Here is a 12,526-nt window from a genome sequence, read left to right on the forward strand (position 1 = left end):
AATCGCTCAAAACTATGAATTCACAAACAGCTCAAACCACCACTACTGCTGACGAGTCGGCAATCCGTGCTTTCCTTCACCAGATGATTGATGCTTGGAATCGAGGTAGCGGGGAAGGCTTTGCTGCCCCGTTTAGCGAAACTGCCGATTTCATCGCGTTCGAGGGAACGCATCTCAAGGGTCGAAAAGCGATCGCTGCATTTCATCAGCAAGCGTTCGACACGGTTGTCAAAGGAACACGTTTGGAGGGTGAGGTGAATTTCGTCCACTTCCTGAATCCTCAACTTGCTCTCATGAACGGAGTTGTCAGGGTAATACTGCCCGGACAAACCAAAGCTTCACCGTCACGAGATTCGCTGCCGCTATATGTCGTAACGAAACACGACGAAGGTTAGACAGATCGAAGGGTTGCTCAATACCCGGAAGTTAAGGCTAGAACGGCAATTCTTCTTGGACGAGTTTGACTCGCTGAGTGCAGAGGCTCAACGTCAAGTAACCGACCTCGTTGCAGGTCTCAAGCAGCGTCATCAAGCAGATCAATCTCGAGTTTTTAATAATGATCGCTGGTTGATCAGATTTCTGCTGAGATTGGCGACGAAATTTTAGGGCCACCTGGAACTTTACCTTCCGCTGCTACACAAACGTAATGAATTCGTTGCAGATAGCAAAGGAGAAACTTTTAATGTCATTAGAACAGAATATTCATCCCGCATTGCAAGGAGTCATCCAATGTCAACCTTTGTCTTAGTTCACGGCTCGTGGCACGATGGTTCTGCTTGGAACGCGGTCATCCAACATCTAGAAGCGAAAGGTCATCAGGCTTTTGCTCCCACGATCGCGGGTCATGGTAAAGGCGTGAATAAAAACGTCAACCATGCTCAATGTACCCAGTCGATCGTCGATTACATTGTTGAGAAAGACTTAACCGATATTGTCTTACTTGGACATAGCTTTGGTGGCAGCATTATTGCCAAAGTTGCTGAAGCAATCCGTGATCGCATTCGACGGCTAATCTTTTTCAATGCCTTTGTCCTGAATGATGGTGAGAGCCTCAAAGACAACATCCCACCTGACACTCAAGCGTTACTCGACAATCTAGCGAGAGAATCGGACGATAATACGATAACGATGCCTTTTGAGATTTGGCGAGAAGTGTTTCTCAACGATGCTGACCTCAAACTGGCTCAATCCAGTTACACACAATTATCCCCTGAACCGTATCAACCATTGATTGACAAGCTGGACTTGAAGCAGTTTTACTCGCTATCGATTCCTAAAAGTTACCTCTACTGTACAGAAGATACTTGCCTGCCCCAAGGCGAGTGGGGTTGGCATCCCAGGATGTCTAGCCGCTTGGGGCTATTTCGGCTCGTGCAAATGCCGGGTGGTCATGAGGTGATGTTTTCTAACCCAGTCGGTCTAGCCGAAAAGATTATTGTCGCAGGGCGCGACTAGCCGCGACAGTTCATCACAGGTATTTGAGAAATCATCGTAAGAATCTGAAAGCAATCAGGTACTTCGACTCACCACACTTTAGAGATGCCGAGTTCCAGTAGACAACCTAGAGGCTCCATTACGCTCAGTCACTCCGGAAGCGATCGAGCGAGTTTTGGCAGCGGCACCCAAGTATGGCATCGAATTCATCGCGTGAATTAGATTACAAACCTCTTTTCTACATAATAAACACAACGTACTGAACAAAGGAACACAATGAAAAAGCCCGAGTTTTTTGTCACCCCCGGTTATGGGGAATATATGCTGAATAATTTGCATTACTCGCAAGCGGTAAAAATTGACAATCGCGTCGAGACATCCGGCCAAGGCGGCTGGGATGACAATCTGCAAATTCCCGAAGCGATCGCAGATGAGATTGCTCAGGCATTTCGGAACATAGAGCGAACCTTGGCAACTGCTGGTGCGAGTTGGGAGCATGTGGTTCACGTCAATTCTTACCATGTTGGCGGGTTTCCCCCAGAGGTTAATGATGTGATAGTCAGGCTATTTCGTCATTACATGCCCAACCACGCCCCAATTTGGACAGAGCTAGGAGTGGCGGCGCTTGGACTGCCAACGATGCGTGTTGAAATCCGCGTGACTGCAATTGTTCCGTGAATTTTGCACAAGCGGCAACGGGGTGATTCGGCGACTACGCCCAGGAGAAGGACGCGCCCCTAATTTCAGATTTCACATCAGCCTCAATCATTTGGCCCAGTTTGCCCTTAGCAGCTTGGCAGGATACCTATGCAACGCTCTTGCTTTTTTCCCAAAGCACCTATGAAGCAGCAGCCAACTTAGGGCATTGGGATCGAGTAGCCCTAGAGCGTTCCCCAACCGTGTAAGGCTAACAAATTGCAAACTGCTGAAGCGGATGGACTAGCGACCTTGATACAAAGTCTGAAGCGATCTGCTGTCACTTAGAGATACTAAATGGATAGTGGATAACCAAACAACCATTTTTGCAAACGGCAGTTATACAACACGGTAAGCAGACAAGGAGCATACCCAAAAATGGTTAAAGGTAGGTTAGAAGCATTCAGTGATGGGGTAATTGCTATTATTATCACCATTATGGTGCTGGAGTTAAAAACACCTCATGAGTCAGATTTAGCTGCACTACGTCCGCTGATTCCAACCTTTCTAAGCTATGTGTTGAGTTTCGTGCATGTTGGTATCTAAGTAGGTAGGCGGGAAAAAACCAATCTATGTAACAAAATATTAAGTTACCTAATTGGAGTTAAACTTAAGACGTTGCGTAGTGTAACTTCCCCTTTGTCCTCTAACTTCTACTCCATGAATTACGGCATAGGCTAGTTCTAATTCATCATCAAACATTTGTCCTGCTAACTCATCTTTCTTAATGTGTTGCCACTCCAATTCAATGGGGTTCATTTCCGAACAATACTTGGGCAAAAAGAAGATATATAAACCTTGCTTTTCCCAATGCGGCCATAACTCTTGGACTTCTTTGCATCGGTGTATTGGGCCATTGTCTTGTACGATTACTCTCGGTCGTCCAATTTCAGCAGCTTCCTGGGCTTCTCGTTCCATCATTTTGATATAAGCTTTTCGATCGACACCCCCAATTACTAAACCGTAGACAAAACTTATGTCAGGTTGAAGAAGTCCGATAATACTTAGTCTACGACCACGCCGCGAAAGTTTGTTCTAACCGTTTTTGCTCACCTATTGGGTAATAAGTATAACCTGGTTCACTCCACATACAAAACCCTGATTCATCTAGATACTTTAAGTCAATTCCTCCCGCCTCTGCCTCTAATTGCAACATATCTAAGTCAGATTGCTTCGTTTCTTGTACTATCGGGTCTTGTTTTTGTTTGTGACTTTTTCTCGCTCGTTTCCAACCCACATTCCGCACCCTCAACTGGCACACACGCAGTTGGGGTGCCCCGTCCGAGTCGATCAGTCGGCTCTAGATGAGTAGAAATACTCTCGCCTGCCGTGTCAGGTGATCGAGCAAGCGATCGATTCAGTTGGAAAATGTACGAGCGTGTAAATTAACAACAAAAACCAATTATCCCCCGTGCGACGCGGAGGATAAAAATAGTCTAAACTCAAGTAGCAAACAATTCGCTCGATCGAATGAAACCCGTGCATCAAGCAACTGAACTCGCCGTCTCTAACCTCGACCATCTTGGTTTAATAGCAGGTCTAGTTGATGAAATAGAAATTGTCCAAAAAATCAATGAGTTAGTAGGGGAACAACCGGGTGAGATTGTCAGTCCAGGTCTAGCAGTCAAAGCAATGATTATCAATGGGTTAGGGCTTGTTTCCGCTCCATTATACTTATTTCCTAAATTTTTTGAAGGCAAAGCGCTCGAACATTTAATGGGTGAAGGTATTCAAGCATCACACCTGAATGAATACCGTTTAGGTAGAGTATTAGACAAGCTATATTTAGCAGGCAGCAGCCAAATATTTACAACTATTGCCGCTTCAGCAGCTCAAAAATTTGAGCTCGATACAGAGACATCCCATTTAGATTCAACTTCCTTTCACCTGCATGGCAAATACGAATCCGAGCTACCATCTGTATCTGTTATCGAGCCAGAAACGGCGCTAGATAGCGAAGATAGCGAAGATAGCGAGTCAACTAAACCCGTGTCATCTGCCGTGCCAATTAAGATTACCTACGGCTACTCCCGCGATCGCAGACCCGACTTAAAACAATTCATTTTAGATTTAATTTGTAGTAGCGATGGAGATGTACCGCTATTTTTACGGGTGGGTTCGGGAAATGAATCAGATCGAGCCATATTCGCATCAATTTGTCAGGAGTTTAAACAACAGTTAAACCTTGACAGTTTAATGGTTGCAGATAGTGCATTATATTCAGCTCCTAACTTAGAAATGTTAACCAATTTAAGATGGTTAACCCGCGTACCGTTGAGTATCAAGCAAGCGCAGCAACTGGTATCTCAGTTAAATGAAGCAGAATTTACCCCCAGTTCTGTGAGTGGATATAGCTGGTCAGAACACAAAAGTAATTATGGTGGAATTGAACAAAGATGGCTAGTAGTAGAGAGCAGTTTGCGACGCGATTCAGACCGACAAAAACTCGAAAAAAAACTCAAAAAAGCCCAGGCTGAAGCTGAGAATAAACTGCAAGAACTCTCAAAAATTGAATTTGCTTGTGCCGCCGACGCTGCCGCCGCAGCTCATCGCTTATCCAAACAACTAAAATTTTACAATATCACCCAAGTTAGTAGCAAAGAAATTACAGTAAAGACTAATACTAACGATCCAAATGCTCGCGAGAAATCCAGCTCGAAACAGAGATTTAAAGTTCAAGCAAAACTGGAACCAGATACAGGTGCGATCGCCAAAGAAACCAAAGCCTGTGGCAGGTTTATTCTCGCCACTAATGTGCTGGAAACTCAGCAATTAGAGCCTGACGATATGATTGTGAAATACAAAGAACAGCAGTCAGCAGAAAGAGGGTTTGGGTTCTTGAAAGATCCGCTGTTTTTTACGGACAGTGTATTTCTCAAGTCGCCGGAAAGAATCGAAGCTTTGGCATTGGTAATGGGTTTGTGTTTGTTAGTCTATACTTTAGGTCAAAGGTTACTGCGTCACAGTTTGCAACGCACTAATTCCCAATTGAAAAATCAGTTGGGCAAACAAACTAATCGACCGACGCTCCGTTGGATTTGCCAGATATTTCAATCAATTCATCTGGTGAGCCTACAAGGGATTCAACAAATTTCTAATTTAACAGCCGAGCGAATGGCTATATTGAACTTGCTGCCGCTCTCCTGTAAGTCTTATTATTTATTAATCTGAGATCGAGCAGTTTGTTTGATGAGCAAAACTGACAGAAATTTCATAAATATTTGATTCAGTAGTGATGTGTAATTATCAGGCTGCTGGAAATATCTGCTGTCGATTAATAGTTAATTATGACGGATGAAGGTGTTGTTAGATATCGAGAATCTAGGATTTGCCCGAAAGCAGTTAATTTTCAACTTGCCCCAACAGGTCGATGCGATTGTGACCCAACAGGTCGCGGGTATTTTTGATTATTATCTCGGACGAGAGACTCGGACGGAGCACCCCAACTGCGTGTGTGCCAGTTGAGGGTGCGGAATGTGGGTTCCAAATAAACCTTTTTTTTTAGTATCCGTCTTAATCGATCTGCACTTAGTTTAACAGAACGTTCTTTTTCTAATTTCTGGACTAATTGAAGACTGTTATATGTACGTGATTCGTTTTTGAGGCATTCTTTTAAAAACTCTATATCTTCCTCTTTCCACGTTTGCTTTGCCCCTCGACCAGGCAACTCCCAAAGCCCTTCCATGCCTAGATTCGACCATTTATGTAAAACCTCTCTCACTGTTTGTGGAGTCCAGTTAAAATGAGCAGCTATTTTTTCAACCTACGGGCCATGTGCATTTAATCTAATTACTTCTGCTCTATCTTTGACTTTTTGTGGTACGGCAGCAGTTCTCAGTTTTAATAGAGTTTTGTCTTGCTCTTGAGTCAGGAATACCCTTAATCTAGCGCCCATATATTGAGTTACCTCAGTAGATATATTCTTTTTGTTTACTCATCTTAACATAGTTTGGTTTTTTTGCGCCGACCTACTTACTGGAACAATCACCATCACCTGTTTCAGGCAGTCCGACAAGTGAATGGTTCAACTTTGTGGGCAAACCTACATTTGTTGTTCTGGTTATCATTATTTCCCTTTGTCACCGCATGGATGGGTGAAAATCACTTTGCTGCGTTGCCTGTGGCGCTTTATGGTGTGGTTCTATTGCTGGCTGCGATCGCCTACTTCACTCCATTCGTAACAAGTTAAGCTTGGATGGCAGTTGTCAAGGGGATTTGAGAAGATGCTTCAAAGAAAAAGCAGTCAGACCCTCGCTGTCGATCGGGAAAAGGTGCAACAATTAACTTAACATTGGGTTTTCGTTGAGCTTTAACAATATCTAAATCTCGATTTTCAGGCGCAGCGAAATACTCGATCGGGTCAGTTGCCGGTGCGTTGTTGGCGGGCCACATAAAAATGGTAAAGACCCCGGTAAATCATCTCTAACGAAATCGAATCTATTGGTAAAGATAGTCGATCGGCAACGGCATCACCTAAATCGACCAAAATTGCATAAAATATCCATGTTCCCCAAATTTGCAACTGAATCCCGTTGAGAGAACCCGTCCACAAATAGCTTAATCCCAACAGCCTTTTTACGGTATTAAAAGCCTCTTCAATCCTCCAGCGCCTGCGATATAAATCTGCCACGACGTAGGGTGGTAGCACTTGAGGATCTAGTACGCTTGTCAAATAAGAATGCCAGGTTTTACCCGAGCGAACTTCAATCAGACGCAAGGTAATAAATGGAGTTCTTGCTGTTCCCGAACCCAAGCGTACCAGACTATCTTTCAGGTCGTAACTTTTGGTAAATACTCGCTCTACTTGAATAGCCGATCCTTTTTTTAAACGAGTAATTAAATGGATATCTCGTTCAATTAATTTGAGCCAAAAGCTAAAATGGTAAAATCCTCTATCCAGTAAGAGTAAGGTTTTAGTTGGTACTAATTGCAGGATGTTTTCTTCAAGCTTAACATCAGAAGCTCGCTTGGTTTTCCTGAAACCAAATATCAACCGGGAGCCTGGTCATTAAATCTATAACTGTTGCCATTTTCCCTGCCAACTGCCCTTTAGGTAGATATTCCAGGCTTTTGAGCTTGCAAAACAATGCTTCGAGGGTTGAACTATCTACTATCCAAATTCTCGAAAATTTGGTCAAGGCAAATTGAATGCTTTCTGGTAGGGGTCGTTGTTTTCTCTGGTACCAAGCAGTTCTTAAACTTGGCAATAAGTTTTTAAAGACTCCCTCAAATAATGTGGCGGGAAAACTTAGAAACCTTTGAGACATAGCTTGTTGACTGACTGTCGTAGGTCGGCACCATAAAAAACCTTCTCTTGCCAGCATTCTTGTGAGCTCTGTTACTCCCGCTACATCTCGCCATAGCAGGGTTAATACCGCTGCTACCATCAACGGTAGGTTAAGAATTCTCCCTCGTAAACCTAGTTGGCGGTAGTAATTTTCTTGTGAGGTAATCGCCGGTGTTAGTAACGCCGATAGTTGTGAGGCAATCTCCTCGTCCTCCACCATCGGTTTTGTAGTTTTTTTGGCGTGGTCACGGTTGGTTTTCTGACTTTTAGCCATATTTACTGACCTACACAATCGCTCAATTATTTGTCAATTATATCCTTCGATCGTACCAACGCTCGCCATCGATCTCGCTCGCGGCAACGCTGCCATGTACTTGTGGTGCAACCCGGGATCGATCGCCCGCCATTACTATCGATCGCCCCCCATGATTATCGATCGCCCGCCATGATTATCGATCGTGATGCAACGCCACTCGATCGCACAACTTATTAATAATGATAATCGTGCTCTGGTGAGAGAGTCCGCCACAGGCGGACTCTCTCACCCTTTCCCCTATTTGATTATCATTATTATTCCCTAATATTTCTATCTTAAGAGGTATTGACAAAATCTACCCCCTTCTAACTTGTTAGCAATGCACAGGAATAGATTATCGCTGAGCTTTATTTGCAAAAAATGAAACGATTTACCTTGTTTACTTTCCTGTATCTCGCGCTGGGAGTTTGTCTGACAGCGATCGCGCGGCGTAGGGCGTAAGTCCTGCTATAGAAAGTGCCATAAAACTTTTGCGCTAATTCTATCAACAGTCAAAACTTTTTGGCTCACCAACAAACCCATGCTATTGTTGTTTATCATGCACTCAACTTTTGTCGTAAGCAGGTGGTCGATACTCGAATAATTCTTGCTCTGCCGCCGCAAATTTAGACCCATCCCTCCCAGAAGCAGGCCGAGCAAAGGACGCTTTGTTGCGAATCCCCTGGATATCTTCAGAAGAACGCTCAGACGATAGCACAAACTGAGTTCTCTGATAACGCAGATCGGCCAATTCAATTTTACCAGGTCGCCCTTCACAATAAGCTCGCTGGGCACAGCGTTTAACTGCGATCGCAATTTCAGCACTCGTTGCTCCGGCATAATCAGATAGTAGCAAATACCACTGTCTGTCGCTCCAAAGATTCTCTTTTCCTTCCCTAAACTGCTCTGGGAAATACTTAGCTAGGGCTTGCTGAATCAGTGAGAAAAGTAAACAGTGTATGGGTTTTCCGAACAAAAAAGTAGTAAGGGTCGCCGTGAAAAACAGGTATAATCAGTCAAAACCCGTGCATCACCACCTGCGATCGTGTATAGAAAAGCTGAGCTTGCCCCAAGCTCCCCATCCGACTTTGAACTCCCCTTTGAAGGAAGATTGTCAGAAGATAACCGTTGGGTAAAAATGACCCAACTAATTCCTTGGTTAGAATTTGAATCAGAATATGCTGCAAATTTTCCGACCGAAATGGGAGCACCCGCTTGCATCATTTAGGATGGCATTAGGGGCATTAATTATCAAAGAAAAGCTGGGAATCAGCGACATAGAAACAGTAGAACAGATCCGAGAAAACCCATACCTGCAATACTTTATAGGTCAATCAACATACAGTAATGAACCCCCATTTGATCCATCATTATTAGTCCACTTTCGGCAGCGAATCAGTGCAAACTTAATCAAGAAAGTGAACGAACGGATGGTGGAAAAAATGCGCGAAACCACCCCAAAACCGCCCGAAAAAAAAAAGGATTCGGACGCAAAAAATGAATTAACCAATCAAGGAAAATTAGTCATAGATGCGACCTGTGCTCCAGCAGATATTAGCTATCCCACCGACTTAGGGCTATTAAACCGAGCCAGAGTTCATACCGAAAAAATCATCGATATTCTCTATAAATCCCTCAAAGTAAAAATCAATAAAAAACCCAGAACCTACCGGAAAATAGCCAGGAAAGACTACTTAGCAGTAGCAAAACAACGACGACCTAAACGAAACAAAAAAATCCAAGCCCTTAAAAAACAACTGCAATATATCAAAAGAAACCTCGCTAATATTGAACAGCTAATCGAATCAGGTGCCACCCTACAAAGTTTGACCAAAAAGCAATATAAAACCTTGCTAGTTCTCACAGAAGTCTATCGCCAACAACTCTGGTTATTGGAAAATAAAAAACAGAGTATATCGGACAGTTGGGGTAAGTTTAAGCCAACCGCACATCCGTCCCATTGTTAGAGGAAAAGCAGGAAAACCCGTAGAGTTTGGAGCTAAACTGTCAGCGAGTTGCAGTGAAGGATATGTATTTTTAGACCGGATAAGTTGGGATAACTTTAACGAATCAGGAGACTTAAAAGCACTCATTTGAAGCATTTAAAATTTACACAGGATGCTATCCAGAATCAGTCCATGCCGATCGCATTTATCGAACCAGGGAAAATCGAGCCTGGTGTAAAGAAAGAGGAATTAGAATTAGTGGCCCCCCTTTAGGAAGGCCACCAGCAATTGTTAGTAAGGAAACCAAGAAACAAGCCTGGGAAGATGAAAGAATTCGTAACTCTATTGAGGGCAAATTTGGACAAGGTAAAAGAAGATTTAGCTTGAATCGAGTGATGGCAAAGCTTGATAATACTTCGGAAACAGCTATTGCTATTACTTTTTTAGTGATGAACCTTGCTACCTGGTTAAGACGGGTTTTTTGTGTGTTTTTATGTCAAAAACCAAAAATCACACCTATTTATGGTTCAATGATTATTAAAAGCTATAACTGGGCAAGTTATAGTCAACAAAAAGTTATGTTTTGCCGAGCTTGAATTGCCCATTAATTGCGATCGCGATTTTTCCTAACTTATTCAGTAAGCCCTAGCTAAGTGCAAATTGAAAATCTCATAGCGAGCGCCGCTGTGTGGCAAATCCACAAACCAGATTCCGCCGTCGTCAAATCTGCGGATAAGTTCAGCCGGCAGCATTTCTAAGCGGTTAACAGTAGCTAACATTAACACGGGGCTCTCATGTTCCTGCATCCAGGTGAGCAATTTCTGCGACAGCCGTCTAGCTACACCGCCATCAGCATTTGATTCCCAGCCAGAAAAACCCTTGTCAAAATCGTCAAAGAACAGCACGCAGCCGCCCAAATTATCGGCTGTATCCAGCATTTTGTTGAGAGCGCGATCGGGATTAGAGGAACCTAGAATATTGCCCCAACTTGCTGCTAAAAGCGCATAACCTAGCTTCTTAGCAGCTAGCTTCGCACTCAAACTTTTGCCCGTCCCCGGCGGCCCCCACAGCAGCATTCCTTTGGGAGGTCTGAGGTGATATTTCTTGGCATCAGCTTCTGACAGCTTTACGACTTCGCTCAAATAAGCGTCTAATAAATCTAAACCGCCAGCATGAGGCACGTCTGGAGAAGCAATGAACTCCAACCCCTGGTCTCGAAGTTGCGATATTTTATGCTCCAATACCAACTGTGCGATTTGGACAACTGAAGCGGTCACAGAGAGCGATCGATCTAACACCAATTCAATTTCAGCAGTTGGCAGCCCTAGACTAGAAACAGCCAGCCGTTTTTTAGCAGCTACCGCATCTGAACCAAAATCAAGGGAACAATTGCGATCGCAAAAATTATCTACAAGAACTTCGACTTCAAAACGATCGGGTAACGGACATTTGAGTAGAGGAATTAATGGACTTAGCTTTGATGGCAGTTGGATGTACTCACCCAGCAGTACCCAATATTGGTTGGCCCAACGCCCTTTCAGCTCAAAGAATGCGTTAGCCAATTGAGAATAACGGCGGACAAGAGGCTGTTCGGTACTGTCTGACTCCAAAATGTCCTCTAACAAAAAGATACCGGGGCAGTCATTTTCCAGCAGAAATTGCAGGACATCACTCTCGACAGATAGCTCAGTTTTACATAAGACGCATTCACTATTATACATCTGGGAAATATCTGAAACGCTTGTCATATCTGAATGACAACCTAAAATTGGGAGATTTTTATCCAAACACCGCACCTGTTGAAGAGTTGCATAGCCAGGATTCCAATAATAAACAGGTAAACAACACTCACTGGCGTACTGATGAAATGATGACAAGATTTTTTGGCGATCTGCACTGTAATATTCTAGGGCAAATATTGGAGTTGGAGGGACTCTTAAATTAGACAAAATCGTGAAATATTTCATGAATTTATACATCTAAGTAGAGGATGTTTAACATAAAAATTTAACTAACATAATTAAAATTTAGCGTCCTGCTAATGAGCGAAGTTTTCCCCCTCAATTGGAGGGGGTAATTGTGCCTAACGGCACTAATAAATTGATGTTATGCAAGTTAAATTGTCAATCATGGTCACAAGTAAGAAGCAAACCGCCGCCACTCCCATTCGCTCTCAGTCACCAGTGCCTGCTAAATCTAAGCCACCTGAAAAACAGAACAGTCAAACTGTCGGCAGTAACAATGGAGCAAAATCAAAACCTCAACCTAACCTCAGCTCCGAGCAACTTGCTGGCGAGCTAGTCAAACAGATTCGCAATACAATTCATAAGAAGTACGGCGTGACAATTCAGCGTCGCGATAGCCGTATTTCGACAAAGGTTGGCCACGCAATTCGCGAAAAACTGGGATTGGATATTCAAGCTCAGTTGAATAAGCGCAACGGTAATGGCAATGGTAAAAAGTTCGACTGGCAAGAGTGGAACAATACTGTCTTTCCCAAGCTAGTTGGCCGACCCGAGGAACTCAAGTATGATGTCGAAGTTGTTGCCTTAGCGATGAGCCAACTTTACGATACAATTGCTGACAACCCGCAAGCTGCTATTGCCGATTTAATGGAGTTCAATGCTCAAAGCTTAAAGCGTCGCAACGAGTTAGCTAAATCCTCTGAAGAAGATACTGAAGAACTCGATGAGGACGACGAACTCGATGATGAAGATGATGAAATTGATGACATACTCGATGAAATTGATGAGGATGACGAAGACGAGGAAGGCGATGAGGATGAGGATGATGACGAGGGTGCATCTCACTTTGGCGAATATGTCACCAAAGGGTTAAAATGGAAAAGCTAGTAAAATTGCCCAAAAA

Annotated in this window: 12 protein-coding genes and 4 pseudogenes; 10 read left to right on the forward strand and 6 right to left on the reverse strand. The window is 43.5% G+C overall.

Annotated features, from left to right (window positions below):
* The first annotated feature begins 14 nt into the window (after positions 1-14).
* From OSC7112_RS41445 to OSC7112_RS36670, 5 genes and pseudogenes are all read left to right on the forward strand, one after another.
* Positions 15-395, forward strand: a complete 381-nt coding sequence (locus tag OSC7112_RS41445; protein ID WP_223300938.1) for an SgcJ/EcaC family oxidoreductase — start codon at positions 15-17, stop codon at positions 393-395.
* Positions 396-729: 334 nt separating this feature from the next.
* The gene (locus OSC7112_RS32820) at positions 730-1,455 is read left to right on the forward strand and encodes an alpha/beta fold hydrolase (RefSeq protein WP_015179731.1); all 726 of its coding nucleotides are present in this window, start codon (positions 730-732) and stop codon (positions 1,453-1,455) included.
* 255 nt (positions 1,456-1,710) lie between these two features.
* Entirely contained in the window at positions 1,711-2,112 is a 402-nt protein-coding gene (locus OSC7112_RS32825) for a RidA family protein (RefSeq protein WP_015179732.1), read from the forward strand.
* Positions 2,113-2,213: 101 nt separating this feature from the next.
* A complete protein-coding gene (locus tag OSC7112_RS41450; RefSeq protein WP_397319751.1) occupies positions 2,214-2,339 on the forward strand; it encodes a DUF5996 family protein in 126 nt (41 codons plus the stop codon).
* 169 nt (positions 2,340-2,508) lie between these two features.
* Positions 2,509-2,673, forward strand: a pseudogene (locus tag OSC7112_RS36670) (TMEM175 family protein); the annotation flags it as partial.
* A gap of 51 nt (positions 2,674-2,724) precedes the next feature.
* On the opposite strand, the gene OSC7112_RS37535 reads toward OSC7112_RS36670, so the two are convergent.
* Together OSC7112_RS37535 and OSC7112_RS38980 are read right to left on the reverse strand one after the other, a co-directional pair.
* Complete coding sequence (locus OSC7112_RS37535; RefSeq protein ID WP_083888263.1) at positions 2,725-3,132, reverse strand: transposase; 408 nt, start codon at positions 3,130-3,132, stop codon at positions 2,725-2,727.
* 7 nt (positions 3,133-3,139) lie between these two features.
* Positions 3,140-3,367, reverse strand: a complete 228-nt coding sequence (locus OSC7112_RS38980; protein WP_150111748.1) for a hypothetical protein — start codon at positions 3,365-3,367, stop codon at positions 3,140-3,142.
* 242 nt (positions 3,368-3,609) lie between these two features.
* Here OSC7112_RS38980 and OSC7112_RS32835 point away from each other — a divergent pair, with 242 nt between their 5' ends.
* Positions 3,610-5,301, forward strand: coding sequence for an IS1634 family transposase (locus OSC7112_RS32835; RefSeq protein ID WP_150111640.1), 1,692 nt, complete (start codon positions 3,610-3,612; stop codon positions 5,299-5,301).
* 178 nt (positions 5,302-5,479) lie between these two features.
* Here OSC7112_RS32835 and OSC7112_RS37540 read toward each other — a convergent pair whose 3' ends face one another.
* The gene (locus tag OSC7112_RS37540) at positions 5,480-5,851 is read right to left on the reverse strand and encodes a helix-turn-helix domain-containing protein (protein ID WP_083888264.1); all 372 of its coding nucleotides are present in this window, start codon (positions 5,849-5,851) and stop codon (positions 5,480-5,482) included.
* 249 nt (positions 5,852-6,100) lie between these two features.
* On the opposite strand from OSC7112_RS37540, the pseudogene OSC7112_RS36675 reads away from it, so the two are divergent.
* Positions 6,101-6,298 (forward strand): annotated as a pseudogene (locus tag OSC7112_RS36675) (TMEM175 family protein); the annotation flags it as partial.
* A 17-nt stretch (positions 6,299-6,315) separates the two neighbouring features.
* Here OSC7112_RS36675 and OSC7112_RS37545 read toward each other — a convergent pair.
* Positions 6,316-7,637: pseudogene (locus OSC7112_RS37545) on the reverse strand (IS4 family transposase).
* A gap of 84 nt (positions 7,638-7,721) precedes the next feature.
* Here OSC7112_RS37545 and OSC7112_RS38990 point away from each other — a divergent pair.
* Entirely contained in the window at positions 7,722-7,910 is a 189-nt protein-coding gene (locus OSC7112_RS38990) for a hypothetical protein (RefSeq protein ID WP_150111749.1), read from the forward strand.
* 367 nt (positions 7,911-8,277) lie between these two features.
* Here OSC7112_RS38990 and OSC7112_RS32855 read toward each other — a convergent pair whose 3' ends face one another.
* Positions 8,278-8,688: a hypothetical protein gene (locus OSC7112_RS32855; RefSeq protein ID WP_190274468.1), complete on the reverse strand. Its 411-nt coding sequence runs from the start codon at positions 8,686-8,688 to the stop codon at positions 8,278-8,280.
* A 69-nt stretch (positions 8,689-8,757) separates the two neighbouring features.
* On the opposite strand from OSC7112_RS32855, the pseudogene OSC7112_RS32860 reads away from it, so the two are divergent.
* A pseudogene (locus tag OSC7112_RS32860) lies at positions 8,758-10,254 on the forward strand (IS5 family transposase).
* A gap of 39 nt (positions 10,255-10,293) precedes the next feature.
* On the opposite strand, the gene OSC7112_RS32865 reads toward OSC7112_RS32860, so the two are convergent.
* The gene (locus tag OSC7112_RS32865) at positions 10,294-11,625 is read right to left on the reverse strand and encodes an ATP-binding protein (RefSeq protein WP_041623919.1); all 1,332 of its coding nucleotides are present in this window, start codon (positions 11,623-11,625) and stop codon (positions 10,294-10,296) included.
* Between the two features lie 162 nt (positions 11,626-11,787).
* On the opposite strand from OSC7112_RS32865, the gene OSC7112_RS38995 reads away from it, so the two are divergent.
* Positions 11,788-12,510 (forward strand): hypothetical protein, encoded by a 723-nt coding sequence (locus OSC7112_RS38995; RefSeq protein WP_015179734.1) that lies wholly within the window; start codon positions 11,788-11,790, stop codon positions 12,508-12,510.
* The last annotated feature ends 16 nt before the right edge of the window (positions 12,511-12,526 follow it).

The organism is Oscillatoria nigro-viridis PCC 7112 (genome assembly GCF_000317475.1).
Classification (GTDB): Bacteria; Cyanobacteriota; Cyanobacteriia; order Cyanobacteriales; family Microcoleaceae; genus Microcoleus; species Microcoleus nigroviridis.

Excerpts from the sequence above, each read along its gene's own strand:
- OSC7112_RS38995 (WP_015179734.1), top strand. The coding sequence starts at position 11,788 with ATGGTCACAAGTAAGAAGCAAACCGCCGCCACTCCCATTCGCTCTCAG.
- OSC7112_RS41445 (WP_223300938.1), top strand. The coding sequence starts at position 15 with ATGAATTCACAAACAGCTCAAACCACCACTACTGCTGACGAGTCGGCA.
- OSC7112_RS32865 (WP_041623919.1), bottom strand. The coding sequence starts at position 11,625 with ATGAAATATTTCACGATTTTGTCTAATTTAAGAGTCCCTCCAACTCCA.
- OSC7112_RS32820 (WP_015179731.1), top strand. The coding sequence starts at position 730 with ATGTCAACCTTTGTCTTAGTTCACGGCTCGTGGCACGATGGTTCTGCT.
- OSC7112_RS32825 (WP_015179732.1), top strand. The coding sequence starts at position 1,711 with ATGAAAAAGCCCGAGTTTTTTGTCACCCCCGGTTATGGGGAATATATG.